Origin of the sequence: Collinsella aerofaciens (assembly GCF_040910265.1) — a bacterium.
GTDB classification, from domain to species: Bacteria; Actinomycetota; Coriobacteriia; order Coriobacteriales; family Coriobacteriaceae; genus Collinsella; species Collinsella aerofaciens_BK.
In genome coordinates this window covers 329,446-346,984 of sequence record NZ_JBDGAW010000001.1, presented here as the reverse complement: position 1 = coordinate 346,984, position 17,539 = coordinate 329,446, and the positions used below count along the sequence as shown (strand labels likewise).

The 17,539-nt window shown below is 60.5% G+C and carries 16 protein-coding genes and 2 tRNA genes; 1 reads left to right on the top strand and 17 read right to left on the bottom strand.

Annotated features, from left to right (window positions below; all coding sequences use genetic code 11):
- Positions 1-170: 170 nt before the first annotated feature.
- The 6 genes from AB5Z14_RS01535 to AB5Z14_RS01510 all read right to left on the bottom strand — a co-directional run bounded on the left by AB5Z14_RS01535 (position 171) and on the right by AB5Z14_RS01510 (position 2,752).
- Positions 171-314: a rubredoxin-like domain-containing protein gene (locus tag AB5Z14_RS01535; protein ID WP_035137395.1), complete on the bottom strand. Its 144-nt coding sequence runs from the start codon at positions 312-314 to the stop codon at positions 171-173.
- 88 nt (positions 315-402) lie between these two features.
- On the bottom strand, positions 403-906 hold the full coding sequence (locus AB5Z14_RS01530) for a flavin reductase family protein (protein ID WP_117746556.1): 504 nt from the start codon (positions 904-906) through the stop codon (positions 403-405).
- Between the two features lie 206 nt (positions 907-1,112).
- The gene (smpB, locus tag AB5Z14_RS01525; protein ID WP_006235325.1) at positions 1,113-1,583 is read right to left on the bottom strand and encodes an SsrA-binding protein SmpB; all 471 of its coding nucleotides are present in this window, start codon (positions 1,581-1,583) and stop codon (positions 1,113-1,115) included.
- Positions 1,573-2,490 carry a tetratricopeptide repeat protein gene (locus AB5Z14_RS01520; protein WP_148332039.1) on the bottom strand — a complete coding sequence of 306 codons (918 nt, stop codon included), beginning with the start codon at positions 2,488-2,490 and terminating at the stop codon, positions 1,573-1,575. Before AB5Z14_RS01520 ends, smpB begins: the two co-directional genes overlap by 11 nt.
- A gap of 94 nt (positions 2,491-2,584) precedes the next feature.
- Positions 2,585-2,661: transfer RNA gene (locus AB5Z14_RS01515), tRNA-Glu, on the bottom strand.
- Between the two features lie 17 nt (positions 2,662-2,678).
- Positions 2,679-2,752 (bottom strand) — tRNA-Gln (locus AB5Z14_RS01510).
- 276 nt (positions 2,753-3,028) lie between these two features.
- Here AB5Z14_RS01510 and AB5Z14_RS01505 point away from each other — a divergent pair.
- Positions 3,029-3,439 (top strand): hypothetical protein, encoded by a 411-nt coding sequence (locus tag AB5Z14_RS01505; protein ID WP_368129989.1) that lies wholly within the window; start codon positions 3,029-3,031, stop codon positions 3,437-3,439.
- A 220-nt stretch (positions 3,440-3,659) separates the two neighbouring features.
- On the opposite strand, the gene AB5Z14_RS01500 is transcribed toward AB5Z14_RS01505, so the two are convergent.
- The 11 genes from AB5Z14_RS01500 to secA form a co-directional block, all read right to left on the bottom strand.
- Complete coding sequence (locus AB5Z14_RS01500) at positions 3,660-4,019, bottom strand: arsenate reductase family protein (RefSeq protein ID WP_227789782.1); 360 nt, start codon at positions 4,017-4,019, stop codon at positions 3,660-3,662.
- 122 nt (positions 4,020-4,141) lie between these two features.
- Positions 4,142-4,714, bottom strand: coding sequence for a VanZ family protein (locus AB5Z14_RS01495; RefSeq protein ID WP_368129988.1), 573 nt, complete (start codon positions 4,712-4,714; stop codon positions 4,142-4,144).
- A 115-nt stretch (positions 4,715-4,829) separates the two neighbouring features.
- On the bottom strand, positions 4,830-5,435 hold the full coding sequence (locus AB5Z14_RS01490; RefSeq protein WP_368129987.1) for a recombinase family protein: 606 nt from the start codon (positions 5,433-5,435) through the stop codon (positions 4,830-4,832).
- A 176-nt stretch (positions 5,436-5,611) separates the two neighbouring features.
- Positions 5,612-7,747: a ribonuclease R family protein gene (locus AB5Z14_RS01485; RefSeq protein WP_368129986.1), complete on the bottom strand. Its 2,136-nt coding sequence runs from the start codon at positions 7,745-7,747 to the stop codon at positions 5,612-5,614.
- Between the two features lie 123 nt (positions 7,748-7,870).
- Entirely contained in the window at positions 7,871-8,791 is a 921-nt protein-coding gene (ftsX, locus tag AB5Z14_RS01480; protein WP_368129985.1) for a permease-like cell division protein FtsX, read from the bottom strand.
- A complete protein-coding gene (gene ftsE, locus AB5Z14_RS01475; protein WP_368129984.1) occupies positions 8,778-9,998 on the bottom strand; it encodes a cell division ATP-binding protein FtsE in 1,221 nt (406 codons plus the stop codon). Before ftsE ends, ftsX begins: the two co-directional genes overlap by 14 nt.
- A gap of 450 nt (positions 9,999-10,448) precedes the next feature.
- Positions 10,449-11,390: a transketolase family protein gene (locus tag AB5Z14_RS01470; RefSeq protein ID WP_055251857.1), complete on the bottom strand. Its 942-nt coding sequence runs from the start codon at positions 11,388-11,390 to the stop codon at positions 10,449-10,451.
- A 1-nt stretch (position 11,391) separates the two neighbouring features.
- Positions 11,392-12,222: a transketolase gene (locus tag AB5Z14_RS01465; RefSeq protein ID WP_055285663.1), complete on the bottom strand. Its 831-nt coding sequence runs from the start codon at positions 12,220-12,222 to the stop codon at positions 11,392-11,394.
- A 207-nt stretch (positions 12,223-12,429) separates the two neighbouring features.
- A complete protein-coding gene (locus AB5Z14_RS01460; protein ID WP_035137417.1) occupies positions 12,430-13,320 on the bottom strand; it encodes a YitT family protein in 891 nt (296 codons plus the stop codon).
- Between the two features lie 165 nt (positions 13,321-13,485).
- Positions 13,486-14,634: a peptide chain release factor 2 gene (gene prfB, locus AB5Z14_RS01455; protein WP_368129983.1), complete on the bottom strand. Its 1,149-nt coding sequence runs from the start codon at positions 14,632-14,634 to the stop codon at positions 13,486-13,488.
- Positions 14,634-17,441, bottom strand: coding sequence for a preprotein translocase subunit SecA (gene secA, locus AB5Z14_RS01450; protein WP_368129982.1), 2,808 nt, complete (start codon positions 17,439-17,441; stop codon positions 14,634-14,636). Before secA ends, prfB begins: the two co-directional genes overlap by 1 nt.
- Positions 17,442-17,539: the final 98 nt, after the last annotated feature.

Genomic DNA, 17,539 nt, shown 5'->3' with positions numbered 1-17,539 from the left:
CGGAGGGGTGGCTTTGTAAAGCCGTTTGTCTCCACCCGCGTAGCGGGTGGTTTAAAGCTGGCCGCTGCGCGGCCAGCGGACTAAAGTCTTGAATCAAAAGGGCCCCGGCCGAGAATTCGACCGGGGCCCTTGGACAGAGCTATGTTCGGCTTTCGCCGTGTGCCTGCGAGTTACTCCTCGACGAGCTCAAACTGATCGGGACCGACGCCGCACACCGGGCACACGTAGTCCTCGGGCAGCTCGGGCGTGTCGACCTCAACCTCGTAACCGCAAACGGTGCACACAAACTTATACGTCTTCTTCTCCTCAGCCATGATGTTCTCCTCTCGAACGTGACTGCTGGTGTACTTACTTATTAGTATATATTCTCAATAACATAATGCAAGTATTTTTAGAACATTTCTAGCCTTGATACGACGAGGCTTTGGGCGGCGTCTTGCCCTTTAGCACCTTGTGATAGTAGTCGTACGTCAGCGGCGTCTCGTCGCTCAGGCGCTCGGCATCCTCGACCTCGCCAATAAACAGCAGATGCGTGCCCACATCCACAGTGTCGATCAAACGGCAGCTAAACAGGGCCGCCGCGTGCTCGGGCACATAGGGCATGCCCAGAGCCGTCTCGCGGGTCTCGTATTTGGCAAACTTGTCATAATCGCTGCTGGTGCGGAACCCAAAGTTACCGATGTAGAGCATGTCGGCGGTCTGATCGATCACGGTCAGCGCGAACGCTTTGGCCGATGCGATGACGCCCGAGGTGACATTGTCCTTGTTCACGGCAACCGAAATACGCGGCGGCATGGACGTCACCTGCACCGCAGTGTTGATGACGCAGCCGGCGCGCAGCCCGTCTGCCGCGGCGCTCACCACGTACAGGCCACTCGGCATGGTAAAGAACGCAGTTTTGTCCATAACGATCACTCCCCTAGCTCGGGTTGGAACCTCATGAATGTATGTACCCACAAAAAAGGCGGCACCCATAACGGACGCCGCCTTTGAGACATATGTGTCAGAACAGTAAGAAAGATAAGACGCCCGCAGTTGCGGTGAAATAGGGACTGAATAGCCCCTCAAACAGGCAAAACAGTCCGTATCTCACCGCAACTTATATAGAGCGCCTACCGGTTGCGTTCCTTGAGGGCGCGGTCGATCTCGCGTTGGACATCACGCTTGGCCATGTCCTCGCGCTTGTCGTAGAGCTTCTTGCCGCGACCCAGACCCAGCAGCAGCTTTACGCGGCCGTCGGTATTAAAGTAGAGCTCCAACGGAACCAGCGCATAACCACGGTTGCGAAGTTTGCCGTCAAGAAAGTCGATCTCCTTGCGGTGCAGCAGCAGACGACGCCGACGGTCGGGATCGCGATTCCACACGCCACCATGGCTATAAGGGTGGATATGCAGTCCGACGAGCCAGCACTCGCCGCCACGAATCAGCGCAAAAGTGTCAGTGATCTGACAGGCGCGCTCGCGAATCGACTTGACCTCGGTGCCGCTCAGCTCAATACCGCACTCAAACGTCTCATCGATAAAGTACTCGTGATGTGCCGAGCGATTCTTGGAAATGAGTTTGCGCTCGCGCTTACTGGGCATCGCCGGCCTCCTTGGCGCCATCGGAACCCTTGCCCGTAGCTTCGCGCTTTGCCTTGCGCTCGGCATTGAGCTCGGCATCGCTCTCGCGCACCAGTTTAATAATCGCCGCGCAGGCCTCCTCGCCCACCAAGTCGCGAGCACGCACCGTCAGGCGCGTCGCCTCCTGCTTGTCGCCGTCGCTTGCAGCATCGGTCGCGCACATAATCAGGCAGATGGCAATCTCGGCCGAAGGCGAGGTCGGAACGCCTTGCAGGGCCAGTTCACCCATCACGTGCTCGTCGCTCTCATCGGCGGCATCCGGATAGGTGGTATGGATCTTGTTGAGCAGGCGCGTCGTATGCGCATCGTTGGGCGCCAGGCGCAGCGCCAGACGCGCGCAGCCCACGGCAGCCGAAACGTTCTCGGTCTCGGGCTCCAAGAAGTACTGACCTAGATTGGCGTAAGCGCGGGCGGCGCACTTGCCATCGCTCGCGCGCTCTAGCACCGAAAACGAAAGCGAAGCCCACTCCTGCTTGTCCTCGAGAGCGCGGAACAGCTCGGCCAAATCCAAGCGATAGTTGCAGTTCATGGGGTCCCAACGCACAGCCTGCATCAGGGCATTACGAGCGCTCACATAATCCTGCTGGCGAATGTAGGCAAACGCCATGTCAGAGTACAGGCGGTCAAACGGCACCTCGACCTGCACGAGCTCGCGCGGATCCTTCTCCACGCGGCGATAGGCCAAGCGCTCAAACTTGCTATCGAAGCTAAAGTATTGGCGCTTCTCCTCCGTCTTGCACTCAGCGTCGATATACTCCTCGGCGAGCTCCACCAGACGCTCCAGCAGCGGCGTCGCCGTAGCCAGGTCGCCCTGCGCCAGATAGTTCTCGGCATACGTGATGTCTTGCAAGCTGATGGGCAGATCCATGGCTACTCCTCGATCTGAGCGAAACACGGCAGGCGCCGTATATACGGTCAATACACAAAACCCGGGTCTCTTACGAGGCCCGGGCGTTCAATTTTGGTAGCCCGTACCAGATTCGAACTGGTGATCTCCGCCTTGAGAGGGCGGCGTCCTAAACCGCTAGACGAACGGGCCATATGTAGCAAATGCAATGGCTGGGATGGAGGGAGTCGAACCCCCATTGACGGAACCAGAATCCGCTGTCCTGCCATTAGACGACATCCCAATGACTGCATCGCTGCGCTCGGCTGTGCCTTTGCGCAAGAAAGAAATATACGGGAAGTCTCGCCGTGACGCAAGCCCCAATTTTGACTTTTTTGAAATTCAGTCAAATTGGCCTAATTTAGTCCAACCCGTGAAGGACCTGTGAAGCCAACCGCTGTACACGAAGGGCAAAACACCGCGAGCGGTAGCCGTCAACCGTTGGCAGATTCTACCGTGAAAACGATAGCACCAGGCAACACAATCGAAGTATCAATGATCGCGTAGATATCGAGGCGACATGGACGAAGAGCTTGATTACCTATGGGAGACCCTGGGCCTCGAGATCACTGCCGACCTTTGGCCCGAACGGGACAAAATTCACCCCACGTTACGCCCCGCCATTACTGTGGTGCAGGCAAAATACCGCCGTGCATCCTTTTTGATCATGCGGGTGTCATGGCACGCGGGACTCCCCGACCTTAAGCGAATCCAGGCAAGCCTCGTCGAGCTGTCCGGTATGCCGACCGTCATATCCGAGGCGCACCTGGAGCAGCGCCAGCGCGAGCGACTGCAACAGCAGCGGATTCCCTTTATCTGCCCCGGCGTTCAGGCATATCTGCCCTTTATGGACGAGGAGTACTGGAGCGGCAAGCCCAACAAGCACGTAAAGGTCTACGATCCGCACGAATGGGCACAGCTTGAGGATTAGCGCATATGCCCGCCAGCCGGGATAGTGCGCATGCCCGCCAACCGGAAAGCTCATCCCGGAATTTACGTCCAGAACGGGACGCGCTTTCCCCTAGAGGCCCCAAACGGAAACCGTATCCCAGATTTCGCGCTCAAACTGGGATACGGTTTCCGCTAGCCCCTTCAACCGGAAACTGCGTCCCGGAATCCGAGCTCAAAACGGGACGCACTTTCCGCAGCCACTACAGCAGCACCTCGGTCCAGGCCGCTTCCTTAAACCCAGGAATCGCAAAGTCGTCGCCCACCAGCAGCGGACGCTTGACCAGCATGCCGTCGGTCGCCAGCAGCTCGTAGCACTCCCGATCCGTCATGCCCGCATCCAGACGCGCCTTCAGGCCCAGCTCTCGATATTTCATGCCCGACGAATTAAAGAAGCGCCGCACCGGCAGCCCCGAACGAGCAATCCAGGTCGCAAGCTCATCAGCCGTGGGATTGTCCAAAACGATATCGCGATCGATATACTCTACCCCATGTTCGTCCAGCCATGCCTTGGCCTTCTTGCAGGTCGAGCACTTGGGATATTCAACAAACAATACCGCCATGGGATTTCCTTTCTTAGAGAAAACAGGTGTCTGGAAAACTGCACATCGACGACCACTCGCGATTGCAGCCGTTATTGTAGTCAATGTCGAAGCATAGGCAGTCGCGATGTCTCGTCTTAAGGCTAGCGCCTCGCATGGGCGCCGATCGGCCGAGTCGCATGGCGCACCAACGCCGCTGCCAGCAATACCAACAGCATGGCGGTGACATAGCCCGCAGCATCGAATCCTAAATCGATAACGTCGAAATGCCTGCCGGGAACAAAGATCTTATGCACCTGGTCGCCAACGGAGCAGGCGGCGCAAAAGAGCAATACGGGCACGCAACGGGAGCATACGCTCCACGGACGCCTGGAAAAGCAAACCACGACCACCGAGGCGAACAATCCGACGAAGAAAAACTCTACGGTATGGGCGACGCGACGGACGTTTGTGCCCACCCACATGCGAATGGAAGCAAGTCGGCCAGACCGGACATTCGAGGCAGCCGAATCGGTGCCCCCAGTCATTCCGTTCTCCGCCTGAGCTTCACCCGTGGCATCGACAGCCTGAACGCTCGCAGCCTGACCCTCCACCACGCGCGCGGTGGACTCGCTCAGCAACGACGTCTGCACTGCGTTTTGCTCCGTCAGCACCCAGATGCCCGCCAGCGTTGCGACGAACAGAGCGATCGCGGTCCACCCGATTATTATCTTCATGTGCGCCAAAGGCCAACCTCCGTCTTTTTAAATATGAGCGAGTGTAGCCCCAAATGACATCGTCACCGTATCAAAATTTGAATCGCAACAGGAAGCGACAAAGCGACGCAAACCCCTACCCCGCCTCGCGCATCCAGCGATCGAACGTCCCCACGCACACGCCCAGGCACTTTGCTGCCTGGCTGCGGGTAATATCGCCCGCCTCATAGCTATCGCGCACCAGCTCAAACTGAGGAGGGCACGGCTTGCGAGGTCGACCGAAACGGACCCCTCGCGCCCGCGCCGCTGCAATTCCCTCCGCCTGGCGCCGATGGATATTCTCGCGCTCCACCTGCGCCACGTAGCTCAGCAGTTGCAGCACAATATCGGCAATCAGGGCGTTGGTCACATCCGGCGCGCCGCTGGCCCTGGCGCGCGTGTCAAGCAATGGCATGTCCAACACCACAATGGCAACCCCGAGCTCCTTGGTAATGCGTCGCCATTCCTCAAGAATCTCGGAGTAATTACGGCCAAGTCGGTCGATAGAAAGCACCACCAGCACGTCCCCGTCTCCCAGGACGTGTAGCAGCTCGCGATAATGCGGCCGATCGAAGTCCTTGCCGCTCGCATGGTCGGCATAAATATTCGCCGAGCCCACGCCATAGGCGCCCAGCGCATCCAGCTGCCGATTAAGGTTCTGATCGCGCGAACTCACCCGCGCATAACCGTACACCGTCGCCATCTCATCCCCGCTTTCTTGTAAACCTGCCAAAAGGGACATGTTTATTTTGGTAGGTTTTACCTCTCAAATAGCAGGCAAGCGGACAGCCAGGCAGACGGTAAGGTGGCCACAATTCAAATGCGGAGGGCGGTCCCGAAAGGCCGCCCTCCGCTCCTCCATCATCAGTCGGGATTTGGCTAATGGATAAGCTTGAAGTCCAAGTGCCCACGCGTGGTATTGACACGTGAGACCTCGATAATCACGCGCTGCCCCAGCTCGTAACGGGTGCCTGTGTCGGCGCCCGTCAGAGTAAGCGCGTCCTCGTCGAACTCGAACCACTCGTTGCCCAAGCTCTTAATCGAAACCAAGCCTTCGACCTGCGTCAGGTCCAAGCGCACAAAGAGGCCCATGCTGCTAACCCACGAGACGGTTCCGGCATAGCGCTCGCCCAGGCGATCCTCATAGTACTGGGCAATCTTGATCTTTTGCGTCGCATGGCTGGCGGCATCTGCCGCGCGCTCGGCATCGCTACATGCGCGGCAGATCTGCGGCAGAATGCGCGGCAGCGACTCGCGCCCCTTGCCGATCAGCCACGGCGTACGGACCAAGGCGTCCTTGCCGCCGAGCTGCTCATAGGCCAACTGCAGTTTGAGCACGCGGTGCACCACCAGATCGGGATAGCGACGGATGGGACTCGTAAAGTGACAGTAGCACGGCGCGGCGAGTGCAAAGTGGCCCTCGTTGCGCGGCTTGTACAGCGCGCGCTGCATGCTGCGCAGAAGCAGCGTGTTAACGAGCGGTGCGTTGGCCGAACCGGCGGCAGCATCAACTGCAGCCTGCAGCTCATCGGGGCTCCCCAGGGCAATACCGGCAGCACGGCGATCGTCGATGATGCCTAGCTGCGCCAACGCAACGGCAGCACCGTGCAGGCTATCGGGGCTCGGATCCTCATGCACGCGATAGCAGGCCTCGATATCACGGTCTGCCAGCCACTCTGCAACGCACTCGTTGGCGAGCAGCATGGCTTCCTCGATAAGCGACGTGGCACACGAACGCTCACGCGCCACAATCTGCACGGGCACTCCGTCCTCATCCAATAGAGCGCGAATCTCGGCCGTGTCAAAATCGACTGAGCCGCGGGCGCGACGAATACGACGGCGAAGTTCGGCGAGTTCGTTAGCGGCGACAAGGAAATCGCCGAGGTCGATGTTGTAGCCGCGGGCAGTCTCCTCGCACGCAAGACCGCGCTCAAGCGCTTCCTCGCGCGAGGCCTCGGCAGCCGCAACATCCTCGGCCGCACCCTCCAGCACCGAATACTCAACCGCACCGGCACGCACCAGCAGCGCCTCGGCGCCGTCATAGTCCATACGCACACGCGAGCGAATCACGCTGGGGTACGGATCGTAATGCCGCACGCGACCCTGCTCATCGAGCTCGATATCGACGGTAAACGCAAGACGGTCCTCGTCAGGGAGAAGCGAGCACAGGTCACAGGACAGGCGTTCGGGCAGCATGGGAAGCACGCGATCGGCCAGATACACCGATGTCGTACGATGGCGAGCCTCAAGATCGATATGCCCGTCCCAAGCCACATAGTGTGAAACGTCGGCGATATGCACACCCAGCTTGTAGCCACCCTCGGGCGTGCGCTCCAACGAAATGGCATCGTCAAAGTCGCGCGCGTCGACCGGGTCGATCGTGATGACAAAGCGGTCGCGCAGATCGCGACGGAGCGGGTCCTTAAGCGCCGCGGACACATCGAGCGAAAGCCCCTCGGCCTCGTCCAGCGCGGCCTCGGGATAGCTATCGGTATAGCCGTAACGCGCCATCACATATTGAACGCCCAAATCGGGCGCGTCATCTCCGCCAATGCGGCGCTCGATCGTCACGGTGCCCGATTCCAGGCGCGTCGGGTAGGTCAAAATGCGCGCGACAACAGCATCACCCGGGTGGACACCCAGGCGATCCGCCGAGGTATCCTCGGGCAGAATGAAGAAGTCGGCCTTCAGACGCGAATCGAGCGGCTCGATCACACCGAGCGGACCGGCGGTCTGGTACGTACCCACTACGCTTATGGCTGCGCGCTCAACCACGCCTTCGATCACGGCGCGCCGCTCACCGTGCGGGCTGTTCTTAATGCTCACGGCAACGGTATCGCCATCCATAATCTCGCGCTTGCCACGGCCCATGACCTTGTAGTCGCCATTCTCGGTTATGACATAGGCACTGTGCTCATGGAGCTGCACGCGCCCGGTCAGGCTCGGACGGCGTTCGCTGCGCACCGGCCCGCGTTTATTGCGAGCTCCACGCTTATGCTTGTTATTGCGCCCCATGGCGCCTCCTAACTATCGATTGCCGTTTACATCCCAAGAGTCTACCCAAATCATCCCTAGGGGACAAAAAACGGGCCGCCCCATAAGAGACGACCCGTTGGAAGGGATGAATTCCAGGCATGCCTACACGCGCAGGTAGCGGCGCATGGCGATGGCAGAACCAAAGAGACCGATAATCACGCCGACCAGAATCAGCGCAGCATAGGTCACCAGGTAGTACTGCATCGGCAGGGCAAACGACATCCAGCCGATGCTCTCCTGCAGACGCGGAATCATCAAATTGCGCAGCAGCTCCAGAACGCCGATGGAAAGCAGCGAGCCCAAAATGGCCTGCAGTACGCCCTCGGTGATAAACGGGCCGCGAATGAAGCCGTTGCTGGCGCCGACCAGACGCATAATCGCAATCTCACGACGACGCGCCGTGATGGATAGGCGAATCGTGTTGTTGATGAAGATGAAAGCGATAAAGGTCAGAAGGCCAACGAGCACCACGGCGGCGATGCGGATATAGTTGGTCACCTGGAACAGGCGGCTCACTTCCTCCTGGCCGTACAGCACGCTCGCGTTGACGTCGCCGTCATCCGCGATCTTCTGGAAATCGGCATCCTTCTTGAGCTTTTTGGCCGTGCTCTCGACCTTGGACGGATCGTCCATCTCAATTGCAAACGAAGCCGGCAGCGGGTTCTGGCCATCGAGCGCGCTCATGGTGGCGTCGGCGTTGCCCGACATCTTGCTCGTATACTCGGCCAGCGCGTCGTCCTTGTCCTTATAGGTCACGGACTTGACGTTGCTCCACGTCTTAAGCTCGGCCTCAAAAGCCTGAACATCGGCCTGATCGGCGTCATCGCTAATGAACGCGTTGATGACAACCTGATCCTCGACGGTGCCGATCACGGAGTTCAGCATCGCGGAGCCCATGATGAACAGGCCGATGATAAACAGCGAAAGGAAGATCGTGATGACGGCGCCGAGCGAGGTAGTCCAGTTACGGAAGAAGTGGCTGATTGCCTCTTTGAAGGAGTAGCCCACGTTAGTTGGTGCCATAGTTGCCGTAACCTCCCCTCTCCTGGTCGCGGATAACGTGGCCGCCCTCAAGGGCGATCACGCGACGGTGCATGCTATCGACCATCTCGCGGTCGTGCGTGGCGACGATCACGGTGGTGCCGGTGCGGTTAATACGCTCGAGCAGCTTCATGATGCCCAGCGAGATCGCCGGGTCGAGGTTACCCGTGGGCTCGTCGCAGATCAGCAGCGGCGGACGGTTGACCATAGCGCGGGCGACGGCAACGCGCTGCTGCTCGCCACCGGAAAGCTGGTCGGGCAGCGAGTCCATCTGATCGGCCAGACCGACCAGACGCAGCACCTCGGGCACCTGGCTGCGAATGACGCCCTTGGGCTTGCCGATGCACTGAAGGGCAAACGCCACGTTTTCGTAGGCGGTCTTTTGCGGCAGAAGCTTAAAGTCCTGGAACACGGCGCCAATCTGGCGGCGCAGGAACGGAACCTTGCGGTTCTTGATCTTCATGAGATCCTGACCGGCAACCAGGATGCGGCCGCTCGTCGGCTTGACGTCGCGGTTGAGCGTCGACAGCAGCGTGGTCTTACCCGAACCGGAGTGACCGACCAGGAAGACGAACTCGCCCGGATAGATCTCGATGTTGATGTCGTCGAGTGCAGGCTTGTTGGGCTGTGCCGGATAGATCTTGGTGACATGCTCCATAAGGATAACGGGCTCGACACCGGCCTGCTTGGCCATCTTCTTGCGGCTGGCCTGCGGATCGATGGGCGCAAACACCGACGTAAAATCGGGGTTGTTGAGCGCGTTATCGAGGCTTGCGACCTCGGCGGCCTGATCGCTCTCGACCACCGGGGCAGCAGGCTGCGTGGGGTCGGGAATAGCGGCAAAGAGACCGGACTGCGCAGGCTGAGGAGCCGGCGTCGCAGGGGCCATGGGGTCGGGAATGCCGGCCATGGTAGGCTGCGGCGTGGCGGCACCAGCCTGAGGCTGCTCCACGCGAGCGGTCACGGCCTGAACGGGCTCAAAACCCGCCGTGCCGGAAAGCGCGACATCGCTGGTTGGATTGTAGGCAAAGGGATCGGATGCCGGCTGTGCCTGATCTGCCGGCTGAGCGGGGGCCTGAGCAACAGGCTGGCCCTCTGAATCCGGAGTGGCGAAACGACTGCCCTGGACGCCTACCTGCGTCTTGGGGGCATCATCGCCCGCACCGGAGGTACGGAAGTGGTTACCCACTGGTGCTCCTTATCGTCGTGCGTTTAAACTACATGAGCGCTTAGTATTTTAGCAGCATTAGCTTTGCTGCACATAAGAAGCATGGCCGTGTTTGGGTCCCTCCGGCCGGACACAGGGTTACTCTCCAAATCGTCCTCGGACATGTCGGAGCCTCCGCTGCGCACTGCGTGCGGCGGGGGCTCCTCCGTCCTGCGGAAAGATTTGGAAAGTAGCCCTGTGTCCGGCCTGCGACTACTAGGGGGCCGACGCACCAGCTTGAGATGCCGTGAACACAAAGTTGGGAGGGTCTGAATTGCACTTTGCTGGTCTGGGCCCGTTTCCCGGAGAAAGCCCTTGCTTGGTGCGGGCCTAATTTGTTTGTTGCCGACAAAAACAGGGGCGTCCTCTTTGAGGACGCCCCTGTTTTGGATTGCATACGGTTGCTGAGGCGATACTTTGCCTCGTCTTGTCCTAGGCCAAGAACTCCTTGGTGGTCGCCACGATGTTGGCGGCGTCCAGGCCGTACTTGTGCAGGAGTTCGGCACCCGGGCCGGACTCGCCGAAGGTGTCGTTGACGCCGATCTTCTTGAGCGGCGTCGGGCACTGCTCGCACAGGACGTCGGCAACGGCGCTGCCCAGGCCACCGATCACGGAGTGCTCCTCGACGGTCACGACGTGGCCGGTCTTGGTGGCGCTCTTGACGATCAGGTCGGCATCGATGGGCTTGATGGTGTGCATGTTGATGACCTCAGCGTCGATACCCTCAGCAGCGAGCTGCTCGGCGGCCTCGAGAGCCTCGCCGACCATCAGGCCGCAGGCGATGATGGTCACATCGGCGCCCTCGCGCATGACAATGCCCTTACCCAACTCGAACTTGTAGGTCTCGGGGTCGTTGATAACCGGCGAGGCCAAACGGGCGAAGCGCATGTACACGGGGCCGTCGCACTCGTAGGCGGCGCGCGTCACGGCGCGGGCCTCGACGTCGTCGGCAGGAACGATCACAGTCATGCCGGGGATGACGCGCATGAGGGCGATATCCTCGCAGCACTGGTGCGTGGCGCCATCCTCGCCCACCGAGATACCGGCGTGCGTGGCACCGATCTTAACGTTGAGGTGCGGGTAGCCGATGGAGTTACGGACCTGCTCAAAAGCGCGGCCGGCGGCAAACATGGCAAAGCTGCTCGCAAAGGCAACGCGACCGGTGGTTGCGATACCGGCGGCAACACCCATCAGGTTGCTCTCGGCAATGCCCACATCGAAGAAACGATCGGGGCAGGCGGCCTTGAACTTGCCGGTCTGCGTGGCGGCGGCCAGGTCGGCGTCGAGGACCACAAAGTCATCGTGCTCGTTGGCGAGCTCGACGAGGGCCTCGCCGTAGCTTACGCGCGTGGCGATTTTTTTGACGTCTGCCATCCTAGAGCTCCTCTCCGGCGGCCGTGAGCTCTGCCATGGCCTGCTCAAACTGTTCATCGTTGGGGGCCTTGCCGTGCCAACCAACCTGGTTCTCCATAAAGGAAACGCCCTTGCCCTTCATGGTCTCGGCGATGATGGCGGTCGGCTGGCCCTTGGTAGCGCGAGCCTCGGCAAAGGCGGCGCGGATCTGGTCGAAGTCGTTGCCGTCGGCGAGCTCCACCACGTGAAACTTGAACGCGCGGAACTTGTCGGCGAGCGGCATGGGGTCGTTGACCTCCTCGACGGGGCCGTCGATCTGCAGGCCGTTATGGTCGACGATCACGCAGAGGTTGTCGAGCTGCTGGTTGCCGGCAAACATGGCGGCCTCCCAGACCTGGCCCTCCTCGCTCTCGCCGTCGCCCAGCAGGGCGTAGGTGCGATAGTCGTCGCCCCAGTGCTTGGCGGCAACGGCCATGCCCACGGCGGCGGAAATGCCCTGGCCGAGCGAGCCGGTGGACATGTCGACGCCCGGGGTGTCGTTCATGTTGGGATGACCCTGCAGGTGGCTGCCGATATGGCGCAGCGTCTCGAGATCCTCCTTGGGGAAGAATCCGCGCTCGGCGAGCACGGCGTACAGACCAGGCGCGCAGTGACCCTTGGAAAGCACGAAGCGATCGCGGTCGGCCTTGCGGGGGTCGGCCGGGTCGACGTTCATTTCCTCAAAGTACAGATAGGTCATGATGTCGGCAGCGCCGAGCGAACCGCCCGGATGGCCGGACTTGGCAGCGTGCACGCCGGTGACGATGCCCTTCCTTACCTCGTTGGCAACCTTTTTGAGCTCTTCGTCGCTCATTGTGCCTTCCTTTCATCCTCATTAGACAAAATGCGCACGGCACCGAAGGTAATCCCAACACAGCCGCAATGCACGTACGTCATTCATTATGCTGGAAACTGATGGCTTTACCAGAGTTTTTATCATTATTTGAACAATTTAGCAGGCAGAACCGCTGATGAAACGGTTTATCAATGTGAACGTCTTTTGGATGGAACGCGGTCGCCCCTACGCGCTAATGTCCTTGAATCCCTCGCCGAAGGCTTCCGTAACGTCAGCGACCGTCACAATGGCGTGAGGATCGCGCTCGCGCACGATCGTCTTGAGGGTATTGAGCTCTCGACGGCTCACGATGACCATAATCACCGGCTTCTCGGCACCCGAATACATGCCAGTCGCCTTAAACTTGGTACAACCACGACCCAGGCCATACATGATATCGGCAGCGATATCAGGGAACTTGTCCGAGATGATGAGTACCATACGGCGTTTGTTGCCACCATCGACCACGGCATCGATCACGTAGCCGCTAATGACCATCGAAAGGCCTGCATATAGTGCGTTTTCGATTGAAAAGACCGGAGCCGACAGCGCGCATACGGCAACATCGATCGCCATGACGGTCGAGCCCACCGGCAGTGAGGTGTTACGCGAGATGATTTGGCCAATCGTGTCCGAGCCGCCGGTGTTGGCGCCGGCGCGCAACACCATGCCGTAACCGATGCCCGTAATAATGCCGCCCCACATGGCAGGGAGCATCAGGTCCGCATCCGCCAGAGGTGCTACAAACGGGGCGAACAGATCGGTAAAGAAGCCCAGCAGCACAAAGCCCGTCGCGGTCTGCACCACGTAGAACATGCCGCCCTCGCGCATAACGACCAACAACAGCAAGGCGTTCATCACGATCGTCTGAATACCAACGGGAAGCGATAGGCCGCGCGATGCACCGACCGCCTGGATAATGGTGGCAAGGCCCGTAACGCCACCGGCAGCAAGGCCGTTGGGAATCAAAAACAGGTCGGTCGCAATAGCGGCCAGAGCGCACCCCAACATAATCTGGGGCAGGTCGTGAAAGAAGTTCATCGAAAGAATGCGCTTGATGTCCAGACGATATGCCATGCTGCCTCCCTCAAAAAAGCGCACCCAAACGGATGCGCTTCGAACTTCTTGCTGTATTCGATTCTACCGATTCGCCGGACAAAAACCACCCCTGCGCAGGGTTTATTCTGGATACAAACCCGTCCAACCGTTGGGCTTAGCATCGGCTTGAAGCTGCCCGATGTTTTAGACCTCCGAGCCTTCTGCATCGGCGTTGCCGGTGGCCCAACGATGGTAGCCAATAACAAACGGGTCCAGGTCGCCATCGTCAAGAACGGCCTCGACATTGCTGGTCTCCACGCCCGTGCGTAGGTCCTTGACCATCTGGTACGGGTAGAGCACGTAGCTGCGAATCTGGTTGCCAAAACCAATCGTGGTCTTGGGTCCGCGGATCTCATCCAGGGCCTCGGCACGCTTCTCGAGCTCAATCTCGTACAGGCGAGCCTTGAGGATCTGCATGCACGCGGCCTTGTTCTGGATCTGGCTGCGCTCGTTTTGGCAGGTGACCACAATGCCGCTGGGAAAATGCGTCACGCGCACGGCGGAGTCAGTGGTGTTGACGCCCTGACCGCCCGGGCCGCTCGCGTGGTACACGTCCACGCGGATGTCGTCGGGACTGATCTCGATGTCGATATCATCGGGTAGCACGGGGATGACCTCGACGCCGGCAAACGTGGTCTGGCGGCGCTTCTTGTCGTCGGTGGGGCTAATGCGAACCAAGCGGTGGACGCCGGCCTCGGCGCGCAGCATGCCAAATGCGTCCTTGCCCTCGACGGTAAAGGTCGCGCGGTCGATGCCGATGACCTCGGCCGCGGGACAGTCGTTGATGGTGACCTTCCAGCCGCGACGCTGGCAGTACTTCATGTACATCTTAAAGAGCATGAAGGTCCAGTCCTGGGCCTCCAGGCCACCCTGTCCGGGCTTGATGGTCACAATGGCATCGCCGTGATCGAACTCACCGGTAAACCAGCTCGAAAGCTCAAGCTCGTCGATGGCGCGGGCCAGGCGCTCTGCCGTAGCCGCAGCCTCCTCACGAAGGGCAGCGGCGTCGGGGTCATCCCCCATCTCCTCGGCAAGCTCCAGCGCCGCGCGGGCATCGGAAAGCTCGCCGCGCGCTGTATCCACGGCGGCGATGTCTTCCTTGGCGCGCGCGATCTCCTCCATGGTGGCGCGAGCGGCGTCGGCGTCATCCCAAAAGCCGGGAGCCACGCTTTTGGCCTCGAGCTCGGTCACGCGGGTGCGCTTCTCGTCCAGATGGAGATACGACTCGACCTCGCCGAGCCGGTCCGCAAACGCGTCAAGCTCGGCGGGCGTTACCTCTAAAGCCTCTGCCATTAACGATTCCTGCCGTGGCAGTGCTTAAACTTCTTACCGCTACCGCAGGGGCACGGATCGTTGCGGCCGACGTTGACGTACGGATCGTCGCTCTCGGACTTGCGATAGGTGGTTACCTTGCCACCGTTGTTGACGGCAGCCGGTCCACCCTGGACAGCCGTGCGGGCCTGCACCTGTGCCTGCTTACGAAGCACGGAATCGCCGTTGTCGCCATCGACCTCGGCAGGACCCGAGAATTGGGCACCCTCGAGCGCGGGCTCCTCCTTGTGCTCCACGGCACGCGGGGCAGCCTTGATCTCGATGCGCAGGACGGTGCGCAGGTAGTCCTCGTACATGGTGTCGACGAGCATCTGGAACGCGCCGTAGGCCTCGGTCTTGTACTCGACCAACGGGTCGCGCTGGCCAAAGCCGCGCAGGCCGATACCGGTCTTGAGGTAGTCCATCTCCTGCAGGTAGTTCATCCAGCGGGTATCGATGACGCGCAGCATGACCTGGGTGTTGAGTTCGCGCATCAGGTCCTCGCCCAAGCGCTCGGCCTTCATGTTGTAGCACTTCTCTACGTAAGCCAGGACATCGGCAGCCAGGGCCTCATAATCCTCGTCGGGGAACTTCGGCGTATCGATGTGGCCGGTGAGCTCCACAACCCACTTGCGCAGGCCCTCCAGATCGCGCTCGCCCTCGTGGCTGTCCTTGGTGCAGAACTCCTGCACGCAGCGGTACACGGTGTCGTGCATGACCTCGGTAATGTGGTCGGTCAGGTCCTTGCCGTCCAGAATCTTGTTGCGCTCGGCGTAAATCACCTGGCGCTGTTTGTTCATAACGTCGTCGTACTCAAGGACGCTCTTACGCATGGAGAAGTTGATGCTCTCGACCTTGTGCTGGGCGCTCTCGACGGCCTTGGAGATGATCTTGTGCTGGATGGGCATGTCGTCGCCCATGTCGGCGGTGACCATCATCTTGGAGACGCGGTCCATCTTGTCGCCACCGAACAGGCGCATCAGATCGTCCTCGAGCGACAGATAGAACTGGGTCTCGCCCGGATCGCCCTGACGGCCGGAACGGCCGCGCAGCTGGTTGTCGATACGGCGGGACTCGTGGCGCTCGGTGCCGATGACGGTCAGGCCGCCGGCGGCAAGCACGCGCTCGCGCTCGGCCTTGCAGGTCTCCTTGGCCTCGGCGTTAAACTGCTCGAGTTGCTCGGGCGTCACGTCCTCCATGGTCAGGCCCTCGTACTCCAGGCGCTCGCGCACCAGCTCGTCGGGGTTGCCGCCCAGCAGGATGTCGGTACCACGACCGGCCATGTTGGTGGCGATGGTCACGGCACCGTAACGTCCGGCCTGGGCCACGATGTGGGCCTCGCGCTCGTGGTGCTTGGCGTTGAGGACCTCGTGCGCGATGCCGCGCTTGGTAAGAGCGGCCGACAGCTTCTCGGAGCTCTCGATGGAGACGGTACCCACCAGGACCGGCTGGCCCTTGGCGTGACGCTGCTCGACATCGTCGGCAACGGCGTTGTACTTGGCCTGGATGGTGCGGTACACCAGATCCTCGTGGTCAACGCGCTGCACGGGCTTGTTGGAGGGGATGACCTCGACGGGCAGTTTGTAGATCTCGCGGAACTCGGCGTCCTCGGTAAGCGCCGTACCGGTCATGCCGGAGAGCTTGTCATACAGGCGGAAGTAGTTCTGCAGGGTGATGGTGGCAAGGGTCTGGTTCTCCTCGCGCACGAGCACGCCCTCTTTTGCCTCGATGGCCTGGTGCAGGCCCTCGGAGTAACGGCGACCTTCCATGATGCGGCCGGTGAACTCGTCAACGATCTTGACCTCGCCGTTGGTGACCACGTACTGCTTGTCGCGATGGAACATGTACTGGGCCTTCAGCGCCTGCTGCAGGTGGTTGACGAGCTGGCCCGAGAGGTCGGCGTAGATGTCCTCGATACCCAGGCGGCGCTCGATCTTCTTAAGACCGCGCTCGGTGGCGGCGATGGTGTGCTTGGCCTCGTCCATGACGTAGTCGCCCGTGGGCTCAACGTCCTCAGTGGCGGTGAGCATGTCGTGCGACACGTCCTCGCCGCGCTCCAGGCCGCGCACGGCACGCGCAAAGTCCTTGTAGGTGCTGGCCGACTTGGTGCCGGCGCCCGAGATGATGAGCGGGGTGCGCGCCTCATCGATCAGGATGGAGTCGACCTCGTCGACGATAGCGTAGTTGTGTCCGCGCTGAACACGCTGCTCGGGACGGGTGACCATGTTGTCGCGCAGGTAGTCGAAGCCGAACTCGGAGTTGGTGCCGTAGGTGACATCGGCCTGGTAGGCCGGGCGCTTGAGCTCGAGCGGCATGTTGTTCTGGAGCAGACCGACGGTCATGCCCAGGTACTTGTAGATGCGGCCCATCCACTCGGAGTCGCGCTTGGCCAGGTAATCGTTGACGGTAACAACGTGCACGCCCTTGCCGGCGATGGCGTTGAGGTAGCCGGCCAAGGTGGAGACGAGGGTCTTGCCTTCGCCGGTCTTCATCTCGGCGATGTGGCCCTCGTGCAGCGCCATGGCGCCGATGAGCTGCACGTCAAAGTGACGCATGCCCATGGTGCGCTTGGAGGCCTCACGCACGGTGGCGAAGGCCTCGGGCAGCATATCGTCGAGCGACTCACCATTGGCGTAGCGCTCGCGGAACTTATCGGTCTGGCCGCGGAGCTCCTCCTCGGCCATCTTCTCAAACTGGGGCTCAAGACCGTTGATCTGGTCGACGATCTTGTAGTAGCGCTTAAGGTCCTTATCGGATCCAAAGGACAGCAGCTTTGACATGAATCCCATGTGGTTTTCCTTTTTGGCCATCGCCCCACGCCGTGCAGCTTGAGGCGAGTTAAACACAGATAATTGTACTTTAGCCAAACGGGGCGCAGCCTATGCGG